The organism is Bacillus sp. 22190, assembly GCF_052045575.1.
Taxonomy (GTDB): Bacteria; Bacillota; Bacilli; order Bacillales; family Bacillaceae; genus Bacillus; species Bacillus altitudinis.
Window position 1 is genome coordinate 178,637 of sequence record NZ_JBQEPF010000007.1, and the last position, 18,175, is coordinate 196,811.

Sequence of the window (18,175 nt, forward strand, 5' to 3'; positions counted from 1 at the left end):
CATACGTTCAATTATTCTTCCGACTGTTATGACGCTAGCCTGACGCAAGGTCAGTAAAAAAGACCTAACTGCAACGCAAGCAGAAAGGCCTTTTATATCAAATACGCCTTTCTCTCATCTTTCAAAGCGTTGCGGCTTTGAGTGAATTGGCACCAATTTCAGCTATGCTGACGGTTGCCGGGTTTCATAGGGCACGTCCCTCCACCTCTCTTAATAAGAGAAAATATGTTGTTTTATGTGATGTTCATGTTTTTACTAACGTAGAATATCATGCTATCTGAGATATGTCAACGCTGTAAATCGCTAATTTCCAAGTAAACGACTACGTTATCATTTTTCGAAAAAAACCGTTCGTCAGCCAAAGTACCGCTTCTAGTCTTAGAAGAGCTCGAAATGAGCCTTTCACTTTCACTTGTCCTCTGCTGATCAGCTGCTGTAAGGACATGTCTCCATCTAATAATTGCAAAATCTCTTTTCGCTCACCATAAAAGATGAGATCCGATAACTCAATTGCAGGTAGTTTCTTCACTTCACCACGTTCATCCACAATCAATGTACAAGAGTCCGTTTCCGCCTCAAATGTAATCTTCAAGGATGATGATGAGAGCAACGGCTTTAACAATAATCGCTGCCCTGCACTTCCATGGGCTTTCACATTTTCCACATGTATAACCTCCCTGTCATTTGGTTATACATAACATTTCTCTACAAACATCGGCTTGTCCTTTATAAATAGCTCGACAAATTTTCAAATGAATTGCTTGAAATATGACAAAAAACCGCTTTATTTAGCGGTTTCAATCATTTCGTGAAGATATGGAACGGAGTGAAAGGCATAGCCTTTTTGCACGATTTCACCCTTTTTAAACAGGAGAAAGCAAGGGACACTTTCGATCTCAAATGCTTTTGCAAAACTTGGCGAGTAATTTAAGTTATTTTCATAAAAAGGAACTTCCGGCTGCATGGCATCAACCACTGCCAGCATCTTCTTTGCCAGCTGGCATGTTCCGCAAAATGGTGTATATAAGTACAAAAGAAATAAATCGTCCTCTATCTCCTTGAATTCATGCTCTTCAATCTCTTTCATATACGTCACCCTTATAAATATTTCGAATGAACATCAATGTTTGCAGCTAATAGAATAGATGCAATGTGGGCTGACGGTGAAGCGGCCACTTCGCGGTACGTTCTGTCGACAAAAAGATGCAGTGCTTCAGGGAATTCTTTTCGGAATTGCTTCCGCAGTTTGTCGCCAGCATCGTCACTGTCTGCTAATATGTAAACGTCTTTCCCGAATAAATCGTCCACAAGCTGATCCAGCTTCGATGTACTGATCGTGCCATTGGTGCAAATGATGGTAACAGGTTCACTTATGACTTCTTTTAGCTTCTGTTTATCTGATTTACCTTCTACAATGATGACCTTTTCTATCTCGACATTCATCACGATCACCTGGCCCTTTTGACGTTGATTCACTTCTTCCTTAGATTACAATCTTTCATTCGGGTTGTAAAGATTGGGCACTTGATCAACAAAAAGGCTGTAGCATTCACTCACTACAGCCTTATCTGTGATTAGCACCAGCCATTTTCATCGTCACAGTCTACATATTTTTCAGTCCCATGGGTCAACGTATCTGACAGACGATAAAAACGGTTTTGATCATAGGAATAACCTGATTTTAATTCATATTGATTTTCACTAATCATCGTGCCAATCTCTTCGTTTTGATGGTAAAGCACCATGCCGCTCTCTTTGAATCGTCCAGTGACATGCTCTGTTATATCCACCTGTTCTTTTTGAAAAGACAAATTGGACACCCCCCATAAAGGTAGAGTGTCCAATTTCACATGAATTAGTCTTCTTTTGTCATTTCTTCATATTGCTCAGCTGTCATTAAGTTCTCGATTTCAGACGCATCCGCTGGCTCTACTACGATCATCCAAGCTTTTTCGTATGGAGAGTCGTTGACGAACTCTGGACTGTCATCAAGCTCATCGTTCACTTCAACGATTGTGCCGTTAATCGGTGCGTATAGTTCAGAAACTGTTTTGACTGATTCTACACTTCCGAAAGGCTCGTCCGCTGTGATTTTGTCTCCTACTTCAGGAAGCTCAACGAACACGATATCCCCTAGCTCAGATTGAGCAAAATGCGTAATACCGATACGCACCTTATCTCCTTCTACTTTGACCCATTCATGTTCTTCTGAATAACGTAAATCTTTTGGTGTGCTCATTTCATACCCCTCCAGTCTTTTCTTACAATCTATATTGAAGATACCACAATCTGAATGAAAGTTACATCATTTCCAGACGCTTTTAAATGTATCTTCATTAAATCCAACTGTCACTCGTTTGCCGTCTGTTGTAATTGGACGCTTGATTAGCATTCCGTTAGACGCAAGTAATTCAAGCTGCTCGTCCTCTGACATTGCAGGAAGTTTATCTTTCAGCTGCAGCTCTCTGTATTTCTGACCGCTCGTATTAAAGAATTTCTTCAGCTCTAAACCGCTTTTTTCGTAAAGGGCTTTTAATGTTTCTTTATCAGGCGTCTCTTCGACGATATGTATGCTGTTGATGTCTTTATTGTGTTCTTCCAGCCATTTCTTTGCTTTTCGGCATGTACCGCAAGATGGGTATTCGTAAAAATCTAAAGCCACCATTTTCACCTCCTGCAAATAGTGACAACATTTTATCACAAAACATGTTAAAAACCTAAATGTATGCTTACAAAAAGGTGCGACATGATATCCGCACCTTTTAAGCCGTCTTATACGATATATTTCTCTGCTTCAAAGATTCGTTTCGCCACCTCACGCTTTTTCGCAATGACATTCATTGGCGTGAATCTTGTCAGCTTGCGAAGGGCTGACAGACTCATACGGAGTGAATCTCCTTCTTCCATGGCAATCAATGATTCTTTCGCATGAGCTTCAATTTTTAAAAAGGCTTCCTGTGTGAAAATTTGTGTATACGCAAGCTTTTGTGCATTTTTTTCTGCGCCTGATGCAGCGATTGCTTTTTCCGTACGCAAGACCGCCGACTCAGCAGCAAAGAGTTCATTGACGATATCTGCTATATTCACAAGGATTTCTTGCTCTTTATCTAATGCTTTTCCATACTTCATCGCCGCCATTCCAGATACCATTAAGGCGATCTTTTTCGCATGGGCAAGTAAGTATTTCTCTTGATCAAGCGGCTGATCACCCGGCTCTTCCGGCATCATCATCATCAGCTCTTCCTGCAGGGTTTGCGCTTTTTGAAGAAGTGGAAGCTCTCCTTTCATCGCTTTCTTCAAGAATGTGCCTGGCACAAGCAATCGGTTAATTTCGTTCGTTCCTTCGAAAATACGGTTAATTCGTGAGTCACGATAAGCTCTTTCGACTTCGTATTCTTGCATGAAACCATATCCGCCGTGAATCTGCACACCTTCATCCACAATGTAATCGAGCGTTTCAGAGCCAAGCACTTTACAAAGAGAGCATTCAATCGCATATTCTGCAATGGATTGCGCAATTTGTTTCCCATCCTTTTGCTCCTCGTCACTTAACAGACCCATTCTTTGTTCAAATAACCCGACTGTGCGGTATACAGCACTTTCCATGGCATAGAGCTTTGCCGACATGTTGGCTGCTTTTTCGCCAATTAAGCTAAATTGAGAAATTGGTGTTTTAAACTGCTTACGCTGATTGGCATACTCTGCCGATAATTGAATGACTCGTTTTGATGCACCGATTGTCCCTACAGCCAGCTTATAGCGTCCAATGTTTAAAATGTTAAAGGCAATGACATGACCTCTGCCTGCTTCACCAAGCAAATTCTCCTTTGGCACTTCGGCATCTTCAAGGATTAACGTTCTCGTCGAGGACCCTTTAATGCCCATCTTTTTCTCTTCAGGTCCTGTTTTGACTCCAGGAAAATCCTTTTCTACGATGAAAGCAGAGAAGTGTTCACCATCAATCTTCGCATACACGACAAACACATCGGCAAATGCGGAGTTTGTGATCCATTGTTTTTCCCCATTGAGGACATAATGTGTTCCAGCTTCATTCAGGACTGCCGTTGTTTTCGCACCTAGCGCATCAGAACCTGACCCTGGCTCTGTTAGGGCATATGCCGCGATTGTTTCTCCAGAGGCGAGTCCTGGCAGGTACTTTTCCTTTTGCGCTTGATTGCCGAACAGCACGATCGGCAAAGAACCGATCCCGACATGGGCGCCGTAAGAAAGAGAGAAGCTGCCTGCTCTTGCAAATTTTTCAGTAATGATGGCTGAGCTGATTTTATCTAGCCCAAGCCCGCCAAATTCCTCAGGAACATCCGCACCAAGCAGGCCAAGCTCTCCAGCCTTTTTCAAGAGACGAACAGAATGCTCGAATTCGTGATTTTCAATTTGATCGATGTACGGAACGACATCTTGTAAAATGTAATCTTCTGTTGTTTTCCCGATCATTTGATGTTCATCAGAAAAATCCTCTGGTGTAAAGATATGCTCATAATTTGTCTCATCTATTAAGAAACTGCCACCCTTTTTTACTTCTTCCATTGCTTTCATCCTGTTTTTCCCCCTTTAGATCAATTCAAAAATGCCTGCTGCTCCCATGCCCCCGCCGATACACATCGTCACAATACCAAATTGTTCATTTCGCCGTTTCATTTCATGAATGAGGGACAGCGTGAGTTTCGTTCCTGTACAGCCTAGCGGATGTCCTAATGCAATGGCGCCGCCGTTGACATTTACCTTCTCTTCATCGATCCCTAAATGACGAATGACTTGAATCGCCTGAGAAGCAAATGCTTCATTTAATTCAAACAGCCCGATGTCCTTCAGCTCTAGACCAGCGATTTTCAGCGCACGCGGAATGGCTTCAACCGGCCCAATCCCCATGACTTCAGGTGGTACACCACCAACTGCAAACGCCCTGAACTTGGCGAGCGGCTGAAGAGAAAGAGAAGATGCTTTTTCGCGATCCATCATCATGACACATGCCGCTCCATCACTCGTCTGCGAAGAGTTTCCTGCAGTCACTGTGCCTTTTGTTGAGAAGGCAGGTCGTAACGTTGAGAGAACCTCCTCTGTTGTGCCTGCTCTGACACCTTCATCTTGTGAGAACGTAAATTGGCGTTCTTCTAGTTGATACTGCTCTCCTACCCGTCTTTCTGTCACATCAACGGGAACAATTTCATCTGAAAATTTCCCTTCTTGAAGTGCCTTTGCTGCCTTTTGATGGCTCCTCACCGCAAAAGCATCTTGATCTTGTCGTGTGACCTGATACTTTTGCGCTACTTGCTCCGCTGTGTGGCCCATGCTCATATAGTATTCAGGTGCTTGCTCTGCCAAAAGAGCGTTTGGACGAATGGAATGACCCATCATTGGGACTTGCGACATCGATTCGACGCCTCCGGCCAAAATGGTTTCTGCCTGCCCAAGCATAATTCGTTCACCTGCATAAGCAATTGACTGCAGACCAGAAGAGCAATAGCGGTTAATGGTAATAGCAGGTACTGTATATGGCAAACCTGCTAACGCCCCAATATTCCGGGCCACATTCAGCCCTTGCTCTGCTTCTGGTGTCGCACATCCGATGATTAAATCATCGATTGTTCCATCATAATCACCGGCACGCTTTAGCGTTTCTTTTACACACAATGCGCCCATATCATCAGGTCTGACATGTTTTAATGATCCCTTTTTGGCTTTCCCTACTGGTGTTCTTGCGCCAGCTACAATCACTGCTTCTCTCATTTTGACTCCCCCCTAGTTACGTAAAGGTTTTCCTTTAACGAGCATGTGCTGCATGCGTGCCTGAGATTTGACTTCCCCTACAAGACTTAAAAAGGCTTCTCTTTCAAGCTCTAATAAGTATTGTTCATCCACCTCTGTACCAAATGGCAATTTGCCGCCAGAAATGACATGTGCTAGTTTTTTCGCAATGGTCATGTCATGGTCTGAAATGTATCCAGACAATCTCATGTTTTCAGCAGCCAGCACCATTGCTGCGTATCCTGTTTCCCCCATCACGGGCACCTTTCGCTTCAGCGGTGCACGATAACCCGCTTCATCAAGAGAAAGAACGAGTTGTTTCGCATCATGGATTAAATGATCACCATTCATGCTGATCCGGTCATTCACTCGGAGCATCTTCATATCACGCGCTTCCTCTGCTGATGTAGATACCTTTGCCATCGCAATGGCTTCAAAGGTTTGTAGCGCAGCATCTTGGATCGCAGTTGCTGATGGCTTTTCCGCTCCTTGCAGATGGCGAATATAGAGTTCTTTGTTTCCGCCTCCGCCCGGAATGAGTCCGACCCCCGCTTCGACAAGCCCCATATACGTTTCACTGGACGCTTGGATAGCGGCTGCTGGTAGACAAAGCTCCGTCCCTCCGCCAAGTGTCATACCAAATGGTGCAGCCACAACTGGACGGTCACTATACTTCACCTTCATCATCGCCTGCTGGAACCTGCGAATGACAAAATCAATTTCAAAGAAGTTGTCGTCCTGTGCTTCCATTAAAATTAAGGCGAGATTCGCACCAACACAGAAGTTCTTTCCTTGGTTACCGATGACCAGCCCTTTATAATTCTTTTCCGTTTCATCTACAGCACGGTTGATCATATCAATGACATCAAGCCCAATGGCATTACTTTTCGAATGAAATTCAAGCAAGACAACATCATCCCCGATATCGATCAAGCTTGCACCTGTATTTTTAAAAATGACATCGTGTTTCTTTTTCAATCTAGCTAACGAAATATTCTTTTCGTTTCCCTTTTCCTGTTCATAAGCACCATTCTGATAAAATGCACGGTCTCCTTCGGCATTTTCTTGATAGAATGTGTCATGTCCTTGTGAAAGCATATCTCGCACCCAGGTCGGGATGCTGTGCCCTTCCGCTTCCATTCGACTGACGGCTTTTTTCACGCCAATCGCATCCCACAGCTCGAACGGGCCATGCTGCCAGCCAAATCCCCATTTCATGGCGTTATCGATGGACTGAATATCATCCGCAATGTCGCCTTTTAGATGAGCTGAATAAAGAAGAACAGGTGCGGTCATATTCCAAAGCAATTGCCCAGCACGGCCGTCTTGATAAATAAGCGCTTTCAATTTCGCTTTTGTCCCCTTTTGCTGCTTGGCAATGTCAATGCCCGGATCCTTCAGCTTTGTCCGTTCTCCGTATGTGAGTGTGACAGGATCAAGCTCTAAAATGGTCTTTCCGTTTTTTTGATAAAATCCTTGCCCTGCTTTGCTGCCGATCCACCCTTTTTCGAGCATTCTTTCCATAAACTCAGGCAGCTGAAAAATATCTTTTTCCTTTCCTTCTACCTGTTCATACACATTGCGGGCTACATGAGAAAATGTGTCGAGTCCCACCACATCAAGTGTGCGGAAGGTCGCACTTTTCGGTCTGCCAATAAGAGGACCTGTGACAGAATCGACCTCTCCGATCGTGTATTTGTTCTCCAGCATTTCACGCACTGTGACAAGAAGCCCATAAGTGCCAATTCGGTTGGCAATAAAGTTCGGTGTATCTTTTGCTTCGACCACACCCTTGCCAAGTACATCTTCACCAAATGTTTTCATATATGAGAGTACTTCTGGATCTGTTTCTTGAATAGGAATTACTTCTAACAGCTTTAAATAACGAGCTGGGTTAAAAAAGTGAGTGCCTAAAAAGTGGTGTTTAAAATCAGCTGATCGGCCTTCTGCCATTTTTTCAACAGAAATACCGGATGTATTGCTGGATACGATGCTGCCTTCTTTGCGGTGTTCGTCGATGAGAGAGAATACGTGTTGTTTAATGCTGAGCTTTTCAGTGACGACTTCAATGATCCAGTCAGCATCGTGTAATAAGGAAAGGTGATCTGTGAGATTTCCGGGTGTGATGTATGATAGGTTTTTGGCTGAAGTAAGAGGTGCTGGCTTTTGCTTTAACAATTTTTTCATTGCGTCTTGGCTTAATCTATTCCGAACACTAGGGTGATCAAGCGTTAGCTTTTTTGCCGTTTCTTCCTTTGTCAGTTCATGTGGCACAATATCTAGCAATGTTACTGGTATCCCGATATTGGCTAGATGTGCAGCAATGCCTGAGCCCATGACACCTGAACCAATGACAGCCGCCTTGCGAATATGTTTGCCCATAAATATCCCCCTAAACATTTTGAATGAACAGTCATTCATTTTTTGTCCAAAAAAAAGCAATGCCTCTTTCTTTATCTTAAAAGATTTTCCGAAACAGTTCAATAGCAGATTTCAAAAATTTACACATTCTCATGCGTCTTTCTTTACAGCGTATGAATTAAAGACGAGGGGGAATTGTAAGAATGGAGGTGATGTCCACATGTCTCGTTTGCAAAAGAACCCATCAAAAGCAGGCGTAAGTGCTGCAAGTGTGAAAGGAAACGCAGGTCCATCACAAGAAGCAGACCTAGGCGGTAAAAAGACCAGTCAAAATCAGCAATATAAAAAGAAATCGTAAGGAGGAACACATCTTGAACAACCAGCAAATGAATATGCCCCCACAGGTAATTTCAGTAAAGGATTCCTTGTACCTAGAGGATATGCTGAACTGGAATTTGATCGCGATGAAAAAGGCCCACTTTATGGCCGAGCATTGTCAGGATCAAACATTGAAACAAGAACTCAATCAAGTGGGTCAAATGCACCATCAGCATTACACACAAATACTTCAACACTTAGGCAGCTCAGGGCAAGGCCAGTCTTCTGGCTTTATGCAATAGGAGGTAACAGACATGGAACAGCAAAACCAACAAAAAATCGGGAATCCACAAACGCCGGTTCCAACAACGACAAACATGAACGATCGCGACTTTGTCACAGACCTTTTGTCGACTGAAAAATATATGACAAGCGGATATAACACAGCGCTGAATGAATTCAGCCATGAATCTCTTTACCAAGATATTCAGCGAATTGCGCTAGAAACACAAAAAACGCAAAGACATTTATATGATGTCATGTTCAAATATGGCTGGTACTCTGTCGAAGCCGCTGACCAGCAGAAGCTCCAGCAGGCACACCAGAAATTCCAGCAAACACTGACTGATCAATCACCGTACGGATCATCACCTATGTCATAAAGAAAAACTGCCAGCTCGTACTGGCAGTTTCAGCGTGTAGACAAACCCTCGCATTCGGTGTCAGTCCTGCGCACTGGTACTCACGAATGACAAATTCGCTCCGCACCGATGCTCGTCCTTCCTAGACTGCAAAGGTTTTCTATCATGCTGAAAAGAAGACAAAGGGCTAAAATGAACTTTATTTTAGCCCTTTGTCAACAATCTCAAACTGCCAGCTCGTACTGGCAGTTTTTTAACGGTCTTTATTGGCACGATGAGCTTCATTCAATTGCTTGATCCGCTGAATCGTTTCTTTGATGTCTTCTTTTGCCTCTGGATACGTGTCATTAAAATGCTTGGCTAAAGGCGGCATGCTTTTGGCAATATGAGAATAGATGATCCACTGCGTGACATCTCTTTTCAGTTCCTCATTCGTTTCACCAAGCAGTAGCTCTGTATATTTATCAAGCAGGCCTTCGAGCTTTTCATCTAATTCATTTCCCATTTGTATTCCGCTCCTTTTTTCAGAAAAAAGCCTGACTCTGCGTGTAACAGATGTCAGGCTTTTCACATACGATTATCTTGCAGCAAGAAATGTCTCAGCTTGTGCCTGTTGGACAATACAGCGTCCTCTGCCGTGCGGAATACATAACGGCGTTCCGAATAAAGGATCTGTTGTGACTTGGCAGTTCATATCAAAAACATTTTTCACAAGATCACAGTTAATGACAGTTTCCGGTCTTCCTTCTGCATAAATCGCCTTGTCTTTAATGGCCACAAGGTGATGCGCATATCTGCAAGCGAGATTGAGGTCATGCAGAACCATGACAATCGTGCGCTGCTCTTTTTCATTTAAATCAAAAAGAAGATCCAGGATTTCAATTTGGTGCGTCATGTCTAAATACGTTGTTGGCTCATCTAATAGAATAATATCCGTCTCCTGAGCCAGTGTCATCGCAATCCATGCACGCTGCCTTTGTCCACCTGATAATGAATCAACCGTTCGATCAGCAAGGTCTTCCATCTTCGTTGACTTTAGTGCGCGATTAACCGCTTCTTCATCTTGCTTTGACCATTGCTTCAGCCAATTTTGATAAGGATATCGCCCTTGCTTGACGAGCTGATGCACCGTTAATCCTTCTGGCGCTTCTGGTCCTTGCGGAAGAATGGCGAGCTGTTTCGCCACTTCCTTTGTTGGTAATTTTGCAATGGAATGACCTTCAAGAAGGACAGAACCACCCATTGGCTTCATGAGACGGGCCAAAGAGCGAAGTAGCGTGGATTTACCGCATCCATTGCTGCCAATAAATACTGTGATTTCACCCTTAGGGATTGACACATTTAGTTCGTCTATGATCATTGTTTCTCCGTAACCTAAGCTTAAACCTTCAGTAGAAATGGCACTCATTCCGCTCAAACGCTCCTTTTCTCATCCAAATTTTTTATATTGAATATCGTCTATGTAGACGTCAAAGATCACTTATCTCAATTTAGTGTATCAGATTTAAGTGATCTTGAAAATCATTTTCAATTAAAAAATGAGAAAGTCTCGTTTACTTTTTCTTTTCGAATGCACGTTTTGTCCCATCTTCGAGCTTGATATCGACTCGTATCCGCTGATAATCATCATCTAAATTAAAAGCAGATAATAACTCATTGACATATGTTTCATTCAGCTTTGCACTAGGAATCGACATATCATTGAGCTTCATTTTCATTTCACGTAAAGCTTCTTCCCCTTCATAGCGGACACCATTCATATGATCTCGAATCAGTGCTTCTTCTCTTCCACCAGCTTGACGATAGGTAGCTTCATATAATTCGCTTTTTTGTCCATATTGTACGTGCAATTGCAAATGCTGAAATGGCAGTTCCTTCATTTGAACAGCTGACAGACTTTCAGCTTCTGCTTCATGTGGATGTTGTATTGGTTCGATTGAACGACAGCCAGACAGCATAAAGAACAGCACTCCTAGCAGTCCCGCCTTCTTCCAGCACATCATGTGTTTCCTCCTATTTCATAGCATCGTTTTTTATTCTTCTCCAAGCCCCTTTTCGTTATTCAATAAAACAGCAGACTATGGTAGATTAAAACAAAAAGGAGAACCGGATGATGAATAAAACAGCCATTGTGACTGGTGCCAACAGCGGTTTTGGAAAGCTCATCACACTGCGTCTTGCTCAGCAAGGGTACACTGTGATTGCTGGCGTAAGACAGGAAACCAATGCGAAAAAGCTTGCCGAAGAAGTAAAGAACGCCGCTTTATCCGAATCGATACATATTGAAGCATTAGATGTGACAGATACACAGTCCATTCAAGCATTTCAAAAAAGGCTTAATGCCTATGCTCCCATTCACCTGCTTGTGAACAATGCGGGAACGGCCTATGCTGGTTTTGCTGAAGAGGTGCCTGTTGATCAGTACCGAGAGCAATTCGAAGTGAATGTCTTTGGTGTGATGGAAATGACACAAGCAGTCCTTCCGTTGATGACGAGCGGTGCAAAAATATTGAATATGAGCAGTATCAGCGGACTCATGGGAATGCCCGCACTCTCTCCATATGTATCGTCAAAGTTTGCACTAGAGGGCTATACAGAGAGTTTGCGAATTGAGCTGGCTGCGTTTGGCATTCAGGCCGCTTTGATTGAGCCGGGTTCTTTCCAAACGAACATTTGGAACACCTCCATGAATGAGCAAATGACACAGCCAGCAGCAGGTTCTAAATACACAGCTATTTATCAAAACATGATGTCCTATATAGAGGCGCAAAAAAACAACTATGGAGATCCTGGCGAAGTTGCAGAGCTTGTGGTTTCGCTTGCAGAGAAGAAGCGGCTAAAGAAGCTAAGGTATCTTGTGGGGAAAGGTGTTCGGCTTTCATTCATAGCAAAGCAGCTCCTGCCTTGGAATGTATGGGAAAACATTATTTTACGGACACTATCCTCAAAAAAATAGGCACAAAAAAACAGGTGGATCGCTTATCCACCTGTCAGCGTGTAGACAAACCCTCGCATTCTTTGTCAGTCCTGCGTGCTGGTGCTCACGAATGTCAAATTCGCTCCGCGCCAGTACTCGTCCTTCCTAGACTTCAAAGGTTTTCTATCACGCTGAAAAAAAAGAAGACAAAGGGCTAAAATCAAGTTCATTTTAGCCCTTTGTCAACAATCTAACAGGTGGATCGATTATCCACCTGTTTTCTTTTATTCGTTATCAGACTGCCCAAGGGTAATATCAAGATTTTTGTTCTTTCCATCACGGATGACAGTCATTGTCGTTTTATCGCCAATTTTTGTTTCTTTATAAAGGATTTCTTTCAGCTGTGAGCTGTTCGCTACATCTTTTCCTTTGAACTTGATGATGACATCTCCAGACTTCAAGCCTGCTTTTTGTGCAGGAGATCCTTTTGAAACATCTTTTACATAGATGCCTTTACCGATTTGTTTATCAAATAGGCCAAGTGTATTTTCCTGATACGTTTCAGGCACTTGCTCAAGGTCAATCATTTGTACGCCAAGGTAAGGACGTTCGACTTTTCCATTTTTCAACAGCTGATCTACGATCGGTTTTACATCGTTACTTGGGATCGCAAATCCGAGTGATTCTACTCCGCTTTCGCTAATTTTCAAACTGTTGATGCCGATGACTTGACCGTCTGTATTGATCAGCGGACCGCCACTGTTTCCAGGGTTAATGGCTGCATCTGTTTGAAGCACATTCATCTCAACGGTTCCAGATGATGTATTGGCTTCAACGGTACGATCGAGACCACTAATAATCCCTTCTGTTACTGTACCAGAGAACTGCGCACCAAGCGGGTTCCCGATTGCAATGACTTTGTCTCCAGCACGAAGCTTAGAAGAATCTCCAAAGCTTGCAACTTTATCAATGCCGTCAGCATTTATTTCCACGACAGCTAAATCTGTCATTACGTCACTACCGACAAGCTTGGCATCTTTTGTTTTCCCATCGTATAGTGTGACCTTTAATTTATTGGCACCCTCGACTACATGGTTATTTGTGATAATGTATGCTTTTTTGCCATCTTTTTTGAAGATGACACCAGAACCAGTTCCAGCTTCTGCTTCAGTTGAATCACCGCTAAGACCGAACGAGTTTTGTGTAGATTGATAGTTTGAGACCCCTACAATCGTCGGCTCTAAATCTTCTACCATATCAGCAACATTCGTCGCATTGGTGATTTGTTTTGTTGAGAAATTTTCAGATGAAGCCGGTTCGCTTGATGCTGTTTGGGTTTGAGTGTTTGCCGCTGTATCTTGTGACTGCGGTAAAAGCGGTGTAATGCCAAGCACGAGACCGCCTCCAATAATCCCTCCAAGAATCGGACTTAGCCATGCAGCCTTTCGTTTTTTCTCCTTTTTAGACGAACGGTCATCAATCACTTGAGGAGACCCATTTGTCACCCTCTCCTGAGAGGCAGATGCTTCGTTTTCATGATGGTGAAAAACGAGTTCTTTCTCTTTTTCTGGTTCTTCTATTTGTTTCTCATTCTCTTGATGTGCGTGTTCTTGATCATTCATCTTTTTCTCTTCATCTTCTCTTCGGAAATCCATCGCTTGCACTCCTTTGCATCATTTTCATGAAATGCTTCATTCATATGTCTAGACAGGACTCATGTCCTCTTAATGGCAATATCATTGAAAAATTCTTTATGACAATATGTCAAATTATATAATACTTATTCATAGAAAAAAAGCAAGGTGTGCACATTGGTGAAAAGCACCTATTCATTAGCCTTTTGTCTATGCCCTTTTTTCCCTTGAGCTTATCATAAACAAACATTATGGGATAATAATGAGAAGAATATGTGAAATTGTGAAAAAAGCGTGTGATTGTTGACATGCCGCCTTTGTATCCCGTTATAATGACGTTGAGAGGATGTGGAAGACTTTGTCGTACACCATTTATTTAGTTGAAGATGAGCAGAATTTAAATGAACTGTTAACCAAATATTTAGAGAGTGAAAATTGGAATGTGTCCTCTTTTTTAACCGGAGAAGCGGCACGCGCGGCCATGAACAAGCCACCGCATCTATGGATTTTAGATATTATGCTGCCTGATACGGACGGCTACACACTCATTAAAGAAATCAAAGCAGCCTCGCCTGACGTACCGGTCATTTTTATTTCGGCACGTGATGCAGATATTGATCGTGTGCTTGGCTTAGAACTCGGGAGCAGTGATTATATTGCGAAACCCTTTCTTCCGCGCGAGCTGATCATCCGCGTGCAAAAGCTGCTGGAGCTTGTATATAAAAACAGTGACACACCGCAGCAAAGCGTCACACCCGTTTCTTCCTATATCATTCACGAGGACGTAAGAGAGGTGTATGAAGGAGATCAGCTGATTAACTTAACGTCTAAGGAATTTGATTTGCTGCTCTTATTTACCCATCATCAAGGACATGCCTTTTCCCGGGAAGATATCCTCGTCAAGATCTGGGGGCACGATTACTTCGGGACAGATCGTGTGGTCGATGATCTTGTCAGACGGCTGCGAAAAAAAATGCCTGACTTAAAAGTCGAGACCATTTATGGATTTGGCTATAGGATGCTAAAAGGATGAAGAACAAACCACTCGCTTTTCAAATTTGGGTTGTCATCTCTGGCATTTTACTCACCATCTCGATTGTCCTGATCATTTTATTTTCAAATACATTACGCAGCTTCTTTACGAATGAAATTTATAAAAACATCGAAAACGAGCAGCAAGTGTTAACAGAATACCCTCTGAATCGAGACGGCTCACCAAAGTCGACACCAGAAAACCGCTCGGTTCAGCACATTCTGATTCCGTCAGATGAATTAAATCAAATGGCTCAGTTTTTCCCGCATGCCTTTATTGAAAAAGTGCAGTCCTTTGTTAAAAAACAAAAAAGCGCAACAAAACGCTATTCTGAAGAAGTGAATGGCCAGCATATCTTTTTTGTGATCAAAAAAGTCTCAACTGGCAATACACAATATATTCTCTTGTCATATGCACCCGATTCTTATCGAGATGACTTGTCCTTTACACTGTTTAAACAGCTGATTTTCATCTTAGGAACGGTTATTTTACTAAGCTGGATTCCATCGATTTGGCTCGCCCGCTACTTATCACGTCCAATCGTCGCGTTTGAAAAGCACGTCAAGCGCATTGCACAAGAAGACTGGGACGATCCTGTGATGGTTGACCGGCAAGATGAAATTGGCAAGCTGGGGCATACGATTGAAGAAATGAGACAAAAGCTCATTCAAAAGGATGAAACAGAACGAACGCTTTTGCAAAATATATCACACGACTTAAAAACACCTGTGATGGTCATCCGCGGTTATACGCAGTCTATTAAAGATGGAATTTTCCCTAAAGGAGATCTTGAACAAACGGTGGAAGTGATTGAAGGCGAAGCGGAAAAGCTTGAGAAGAAAATCAAAGATTTGCTGTATTTAACAAAGCTTGATTATTTATCAAAACAACATCCGGCGCATTCTCCCTTCCTTGTGAGTAATACAATGCTGGAAGTGGTTGACCGTTTACGCTGGTCGAAAAATGAATTGCAGTGGAACGTGGACTTAGATGATGAGGCTGCACTTGAAGGCGATCCAGAACAATGGAGCAAATTATTTGAAAATGTATTAGAAAATCAACTTCGCTACGCAAAAAATAAAATTGATATTCATATGAAGCAGGAAGAGGATCAAATTCGCATCGTCATTCGTAATGATGGCCCTCCAATTGAAGAACACATGCTATCCAGCCTATACGAACCTTTTAGTAAGGGAAAAAAGGGCGAATTCGGCATTGGATTAAGCATTGTCAAACGAATTCTTTCAATGCATCAAGCGTCCATATCAATTGAAAATGATGAACTAGGTGTACGCTATACGATCACTGTTCCAAAGAAGAGGCTGTAGGTTTTACACCGCAGTCTTTTTTAGATGAATGAATACCCATTGAAATCACGGTATGTGGCTTTGATTTTCTTGCCAGCTTGATACATCCATTTCTTTTCAATGGTTGTCTCTTTCGGCATTTTGACTTTTTCTACTTGAATTCCTTTTGTTTTCAAGCGTCTAATCATATCATCAATTTCTCTCATGGAACATCATCCTTTCACATTTTTTGACCGGTTGGTCACCTTACTTTATAATATAAAGAATTACACTGTAAAAAACAAGTTACAATCTGATTAATTTTTGAAAAGTTTTGTCGTTTATGACCGATAAGTCACATCTCTTTGCGCACGTTTCCTAAGACATTTGTCTCTCGGTAAGAAAGGATGACATTCATATTGAAAAAGAAAGAAAAAATGATTATTGAGGCTGGTATGAAGTTATTTGCCAGCAAAGGCTATAATACAACGTCTGTTCAGGAAATTGCAGATGAATGCCACATGTCAAAGGGTGCGTTTTACCTTTATTTCAAATCGAAGGAAGCACTGCTTATTTCGATCTTGCATTACTATTACGATAAGGTATTTACCCGGATTCACGAGGTTCAAACAGAGGGCGGCACACCAAAAGAGGCCTACCGGAAACAGCTCACTGTCTATTACGATAATATTTTGCAGCAAAAAGATTTTATTAAAATGCAGCTAAGCGACAGGGCGCTCCCATTGAACGAAGAAACGCAGCAGCTCGCAAAGCAAATTCGACTTGCGACGATTCAGTTGCACATTGATAACATTAAGCAAGTGTATGGAGATGCAGCCATTCCTTATATGGCTGATCTATGTTTAACGATTGAGGGCATGAGTCACGTTTACTTTGAGCTTGCCATTTTATATGATTTTCAGCTCGAAGCAGAGGAGCTTGCCGCAACAATGATTCACCGTATCGATGATTTGATGAATGGTATGATGAGGCGGCATGATCTTCCGCTCATCTCTGTAGTTCAAGCGAGCGATTGGTTTGGGCCAATTTATGAAAGATCATTCGATCCGCTGACAGAATCTCTTTTAAAAGAATTAAGAGAGCAGGCTGAAGAACACTATGAAGTGAAGGACGAGCCTGACTTATTTGAAGCACTCGGCATTTTAAAAAATGAATTAAACAAACAAAAACCTAGACAAGTCATCGTAAAAGGCATGCTGTATCAGTTGAAATTATATGCACCACTTCAAAGCCACACTGAATCACTTTTGCGTATTTTGAAAGAGAATTATTTGTAAAATTGGAACCATCTTTTTAACAATAAAAACAGGCTGTCGAGAAAATCTCGACAGCTTTATTTTTTTCCTTAAATTTTCCACTATCCCATTTTATAATAGAGAAAAGCATACTAAAGGAAGGTGTTTTTCTCATGTTCCACACTAGAAATTCTTCTCAGCACGAAGCCGAATTTGTTTTGCTAGATCAATTGGTCGAAGAGGATCACCTGCTTCGTAAAATTGATCAGTACATTGATTTTTCATTTATCATAGACAAAGTAAAACCATATTATAGTGAGAATAAAGGTCGTCCCTCACTTGATCCACTTATTTTGTTTAAAATGATGTTTATTGGATACCTGTACGGTATCCGTTCTGAAAGACAACTTGAAAAAGAAATTTACTATAACATGGCGTATAGATGGTTTTTAGGTTTAAACATCAATGACCCCGTTCCCCATCACTCGACCATTAGCTGGAATCGTCGTACTCGATTTAAAGATACAACCATTTTTCAAGACATTTTCGATGAAATTGTTCTTCAAGCCATCAATCACGATATGGTTGGAGGGCGCGTTCTTTTTACTGACTCCACTCATCTTAAAGCCAATGCCAATAAACATAAATATACAAGAAAAACGATTGAACAAGATACCCAGAACTATATAAATGAATTAGAAGAAGCGATCCAAGAAGATCGGGTGGCACACGGAAAAAAGCCCTTAAAGGTAAAAGAGGAGGTGAAAACGGAAAAAGACATTCGTCAAAGTACGACTGATCCTGAAAGTGGCTATCTTTATCGTGAAAACAAACCAGAAGGCTTTTTCTACCTAGACCACCGTACAACGGATATGAAGTACAATATCATCACAGATGCTCATGTCACGCCTGGCAATGTCCATGATTCCGTTCCGTATCTTGAACGATTGGATCACCAAATCGCAC

The 18,175-nt window shown here is 42.1% G+C and carries 22 protein-coding genes and 1 riboswitch; of the genes, 8 read left to right on the forward strand and 14 right to left on the reverse strand.

The window, feature by feature from the left end; all coding sequences use genetic code 11:
- Positions 1-111: 111 nt before the first annotated feature.
- A riboswitch (SAM riboswitch) is annotated at positions 112-220 on the reverse strand.
- Positions 221-322: 102 nt separating this feature from the next.
- The 9 genes from ACTJKA_RS12150 to ACTJKA_RS12190 all read right to left on the reverse strand — a co-directional run bounded on the left by ACTJKA_RS12150 (position 323) and on the right by ACTJKA_RS12190 (position 8,145).
- Positions 323-664 (reverse strand): SCP2 sterol-binding domain-containing protein, encoded by a 342-nt coding sequence (locus ACTJKA_RS12150; RefSeq protein ID WP_008347033.1) that lies wholly within the window; start codon positions 662-664, stop codon positions 323-325.
- Between the two features lie 120 nt (positions 665-784).
- The gene (locus tag ACTJKA_RS12155) at positions 785-1,087 is read right to left on the reverse strand and encodes a thioredoxin family protein (RefSeq protein ID WP_007500346.1); all 303 of its coding nucleotides are present in this window, start codon (positions 1,085-1,087) and stop codon (positions 785-787) included.
- An 11-nt stretch (positions 1,088-1,098) separates the two neighbouring features.
- Entirely contained in the window at positions 1,099-1,443 is a 345-nt protein-coding gene (locus tag ACTJKA_RS12160; RefSeq protein ID WP_008347035.1) for a toprim domain-containing protein, read from the reverse strand.
- A 131-nt stretch (positions 1,444-1,574) separates the two neighbouring features.
- Entirely contained in the window at positions 1,575-1,811 is a 237-nt protein-coding gene (locus tag ACTJKA_RS12165; RefSeq protein WP_008347037.1) for a YusG family protein, read from the reverse strand.
- Between the two features lie 44 nt (positions 1,812-1,855).
- Positions 1,856-2,239, reverse strand: coding sequence for a glycine cleavage system protein GcvH (gene gcvH / locus ACTJKA_RS12170; protein ID WP_008347039.1), 384 nt, complete (start codon positions 2,237-2,239; stop codon positions 1,856-1,858).
- 66 nt (positions 2,240-2,305) lie between these two features.
- Positions 2,306-2,662, reverse strand: a complete 357-nt coding sequence (locus tag ACTJKA_RS12175) for an arsenate reductase family protein (RefSeq protein WP_008356673.1) — start codon at positions 2,660-2,662, stop codon at positions 2,306-2,308.
- A gap of 110 nt (positions 2,663-2,772) precedes the next feature.
- On the reverse strand, positions 2,773-4,554 hold the full coding sequence (locus ACTJKA_RS12180; RefSeq protein ID WP_236810064.1) for an acyl-CoA dehydrogenase family protein: 1,782 nt from the start codon (positions 4,552-4,554) through the stop codon (positions 2,773-2,775).
- Positions 4,555-4,569: 15 nt separating this feature from the next.
- Positions 4,570-5,745, reverse strand: a complete 1,176-nt coding sequence (locus ACTJKA_RS12185; protein ID WP_008347045.1) for an acetyl-CoA C-acetyltransferase — start codon at positions 5,743-5,745, stop codon at positions 4,570-4,572.
- A 12-nt stretch (positions 5,746-5,757) separates the two neighbouring features.
- The gene (locus ACTJKA_RS12190) at positions 5,758-8,145 is read right to left on the reverse strand and encodes a 3-hydroxyacyl-CoA dehydrogenase NAD-binding domain-containing protein (RefSeq protein WP_440607780.1); all 2,388 of its coding nucleotides are present in this window, start codon (positions 8,143-8,145) and stop codon (positions 5,758-5,760) included.
- A 199-nt stretch (positions 8,146-8,344) separates the two neighbouring features.
- Here ACTJKA_RS12190 and ACTJKA_RS12195 point away from each other — a divergent pair, with 199 nt between their 5' ends.
- Genes ACTJKA_RS12195 through ACTJKA_RS12205 form a run of 3 tightly spaced genes read left to right on the forward strand, consistent with a single transcriptional unit; the run spans position 8,345 to position 9,104 of the window.
- Entirely contained in the window at positions 8,345-8,482 is a 138-nt protein-coding gene (locus ACTJKA_RS12195; protein WP_008347049.1) for a YuzL family protein, read from the forward strand.
- Between the two features lie 10 nt (positions 8,483-8,492).
- Positions 8,493-8,744, forward strand: coding sequence for a hypothetical protein (locus tag ACTJKA_RS12200; RefSeq protein WP_060698253.1), 252 nt, complete (start codon positions 8,493-8,495; stop codon positions 8,742-8,744).
- A gap of 12 nt (positions 8,745-8,756) precedes the next feature.
- Positions 8,757-9,104 (forward strand): spore coat protein, encoded by a 348-nt coding sequence (locus ACTJKA_RS12205; protein WP_007500333.1) that lies wholly within the window; start codon positions 8,757-8,759, stop codon positions 9,102-9,104.
- Positions 9,105-9,336: 232 nt separating this feature from the next.
- Here ACTJKA_RS12205 and ACTJKA_RS12210 read toward each other — a convergent pair whose 3' ends face one another.
- The 3 genes from ACTJKA_RS12210 to ACTJKA_RS12220 form a co-directional block, all read right to left on the reverse strand.
- Complete coding sequence (locus tag ACTJKA_RS12210; RefSeq protein WP_008347055.1) at positions 9,337-9,588, reverse strand: YusU family protein; 252 nt, start codon at positions 9,586-9,588, stop codon at positions 9,337-9,339.
- A 72-nt stretch (positions 9,589-9,660) separates the two neighbouring features.
- On the reverse strand, positions 9,661-10,491 hold the full coding sequence (locus ACTJKA_RS12215; RefSeq protein ID WP_035389352.1) for an ABC transporter ATP-binding protein: 831 nt from the start codon (positions 10,489-10,491) through the stop codon (positions 9,661-9,663).
- A gap of 145 nt (positions 10,492-10,636) precedes the next feature.
- Entirely contained in the window at positions 10,637-11,083 is a 447-nt protein-coding gene (locus ACTJKA_RS12220; RefSeq protein WP_171465740.1) for a YusW family protein, read from the reverse strand.
- A 113-nt stretch (positions 11,084-11,196) separates the two neighbouring features.
- Between ACTJKA_RS12220 and ACTJKA_RS12225 the strand changes: the two genes are divergently transcribed.
- On the forward strand, positions 11,197-12,039 hold the full coding sequence (locus ACTJKA_RS12225; RefSeq protein WP_440607781.1) for an oxidoreductase: 843 nt from the start codon (positions 11,197-11,199) through the stop codon (positions 12,037-12,039).
- Positions 12,040-12,284: 245 nt separating this feature from the next.
- Here ACTJKA_RS12225 and ACTJKA_RS12230 read toward each other — a convergent pair whose 3' ends face one another.
- Entirely contained in the window at positions 12,285-13,655 is a 1,371-nt protein-coding gene (locus tag ACTJKA_RS12230; RefSeq protein ID WP_007500327.1) for a S1C family serine protease, read from the reverse strand.
- 337 nt (positions 13,656-13,992) lie between these two features.
- Between ACTJKA_RS12230 and ACTJKA_RS12235 the strand changes: the two genes are divergently transcribed.
- The gene (locus tag ACTJKA_RS12235; RefSeq protein ID WP_008347066.1) at positions 13,993-14,667 is read left to right on the forward strand and encodes a response regulator transcription factor; all 675 of its coding nucleotides are present in this window, start codon (positions 13,993-13,995) and stop codon (positions 14,665-14,667) included.
- Complete coding sequence (locus ACTJKA_RS12240; RefSeq protein ID WP_007500323.1) at positions 14,664-15,995, forward strand: HAMP domain-containing sensor histidine kinase; 1,332 nt, start codon at positions 14,664-14,666, stop codon at positions 15,993-15,995. The genes ACTJKA_RS12235 and ACTJKA_RS12240 overlap by 4 nt, the downstream gene beginning before the upstream one ends.
- 20 nt (positions 15,996-16,015) lie before the next feature.
- Here the strand turns inward: ACTJKA_RS12240 and spxO are convergent, their stop codons facing one another.
- Positions 16,016-16,180: an anti-adapter protein SpxO gene (spxO, locus tag ACTJKA_RS12245; RefSeq protein ID WP_096881830.1), complete on the reverse strand. Its 165-nt coding sequence runs from the start codon at positions 16,178-16,180 to the stop codon at positions 16,016-16,018.
- A gap of 192 nt (positions 16,181-16,372) precedes the next feature.
- Here spxO and ACTJKA_RS12250 point away from each other — a divergent pair, with 192 nt between their 5' ends.
- Both ACTJKA_RS12250 and ACTJKA_RS12255 read left to right on the forward strand, forming a co-directional pair.
- A complete protein-coding gene (locus ACTJKA_RS12250; protein WP_171465741.1) occupies positions 16,373-17,251 on the forward strand; it encodes a TetR/AcrR family transcriptional regulator in 879 nt (292 codons plus the stop codon).
- 131 nt (positions 17,252-17,382) lie between these two features.
- Positions 17,383-18,175: transposase (locus tag ACTJKA_RS12255; protein WP_440607782.1), on the forward strand; the 793-nt coding region annotated here is incomplete at its 3' end.

Bases quoted from the DNA above. Each gene is read 5' to 3' on its own strand.
- ACTJKA_RS12155 (WP_007500346.1), bottom strand. From the start codon at position 1,087: ATGAAAGAGATTGAAGAGCATGAATTCAAGGAGATAGAGGACGATTTA.
- ACTJKA_RS12160 (WP_008347035.1), bottom strand. From the start codon at position 1,443: ATGAATGTCGAGATAGAAAAGGTCATCATTGTAGAAGGTAAATCAGAT.
- gcvH (WP_008347039.1), bottom strand. From the start codon at position 2,239: ATGAGCACACCAAAAGATTTACGTTATTCAGAAGAACATGAATGGGTC.
- ACTJKA_RS12180 (WP_236810064.1), bottom strand. From the start codon at position 4,554: ATGAAAGCAATGGAAGAAGTAAAAAAGGGTGGCAGTTTCTTAATAGAT.
- ACTJKA_RS12185 (WP_008347045.1), bottom strand. From the start codon at position 5,745: ATGAGAGAAGCAGTGATTGTAGCTGGCGCAAGAACACCAGTAGGGAAA.
- ACTJKA_RS12190 (WP_440607780.1), bottom strand. From the start codon at position 8,145: ATGGGCAAACATATTCGCAAGGCGGCTGTCATTGGTTCAGGTGTCATG.
- ACTJKA_RS12195 (WP_008347049.1), top strand. From the start codon at position 8,345: ATGTCTCGTTTGCAAAAGAACCCATCAAAAGCAGGCGTAAGTGCTGCA.
- ACTJKA_RS12205 (WP_007500333.1), top strand. From the start codon at position 8,757: ATGGAACAGCAAAACCAACAAAAAATCGGGAATCCACAAACGCCGGTT.
- ACTJKA_RS12210 (WP_008347055.1), bottom strand. From the start codon at position 9,588: ATGGGAAATGAATTAGATGAAAAGCTCGAAGGCCTGCTTGATAAATAT.
- ACTJKA_RS12215 (WP_035389352.1), bottom strand. From the start codon at position 10,491: ATGAGTGCCATTTCTACTGAAGGTTTAAGCTTAGGTTACGGAGAAACA.
- ACTJKA_RS12220 (WP_171465740.1), bottom strand. From the start codon at position 11,083: ATGTGCTGGAAGAAGGCGGGACTGCTAGGAGTGCTGTTCTTTATGCTG.
- ACTJKA_RS12225 (WP_440607781.1), top strand. From the start codon at position 11,197: ATGAATAAAACAGCCATTGTGACTGGTGCCAACAGCGGTTTTGGAAAG.
- ACTJKA_RS12230 (WP_007500327.1), bottom strand. From the start codon at position 13,655: ATGGATTTCCGAAGAGAAGATGAAGAGAAAAAGATGAATGATCAAGAA.
- ACTJKA_RS12240 (WP_007500323.1), top strand. From the start codon at position 14,664: ATGAAGAACAAACCACTCGCTTTTCAAATTTGGGTTGTCATCTCTGGC.
- spxO (WP_096881830.1), bottom strand. From the start codon at position 16,180: ATGAGAGAAATTGATGATATGATTAGACGCTTGAAAACAAAAGGAATT.